The sequence below is a fragment of the Yokenella regensburgei ATCC 49455 genome (genome assembly GCF_000735455.1).
GTDB classification, from domain to species: Bacteria; Pseudomonadota; Gammaproteobacteria; order Enterobacterales; family Enterobacteriaceae; genus Yokenella; species Yokenella regensburgei.
Map to the genome: position 1 here is coordinate 1 of NZ_JMPS01000101.1, position 833 is coordinate 833.

1 protein-coding gene is annotated in these 833 nt (G+C 53.4%); it reads left to right on the forward strand.

The window, feature by feature from the left end; genetic code table 11:
* Positions 1 to 833, forward strand: an 833-nt coding sequence (gene tuf / locus GYRE_RS23120; protein ID WP_038258934.1) for an elongation factor Tu, incomplete at both ends; no start/stop codon positions are given.

Below are 833 nucleotides of genomic sequence, written 5' to 3' on the forward strand. Positions count from 1 at the left end.
CACGTAGACTGCCCGGGCCACGCCGACTATGTTAAAAACATGATCACCGGTGCTGCGCAGATGGATGGCGCGATCCTGGTTGTTGCTGCGACTGACGGCCCGATGCCGCAGACTCGTGAGCACATCCTGCTGGGTCGTCAGGTAGGCGTTCCGTACATCATCGTGTTCCTGAACAAATGCGACATGGTTGATGACGAAGAGCTGCTGGAACTGGTAGAAATGGAAGTTCGTGAACTTCTGTCTCAGTACGATTTCCCGGGCGACGACACTCCGATCATCCGTGGTTCTGCTCTGAAAGCGCTGGAAGGCGAAGCAGAGTGGGAAGCTAAAATCGTTGAGCTGGCTGGCTTCTTGGATTCTTACATCCCAGAACCAGTTCGTGCTATCGACCTGCCGTTCCTGCTGCCGATCGAAGACGTATTCTCCATCTCCGGTCGTGGTACCGTTGTTACCGGTCGTGTAGAGCGCGGTATCGTTAAAGTTGGCGAAGAAGTTGAAATCGTTGGTATCAAAGAGACTGCGAAGTCTACCTGTACCGGCGTTGAAATGTTCCGCAAACTGCTGGACGAAGGCCGTGCTGGTGAGAACGTTGGTGTTCTGCTGCGTGGTATCAAACGTGAAGAAATCGAACGTGGTCAGGTACTGGCTAAGCCGGGTTCCATCAAGCCGCACACCAAATTCGAATCTGAAGTTTATATCCTGTCCAAAGACGAAGGCGGCCGTCATACTCCGTTCTTCAAAGGCTACCGTCCGCAGTTCTACTTCCGTACAACTGACGTGACTGGTACCATCGAACTGCCGGAAGGCGTAGAGATGGTAATGCCGGGCGACAA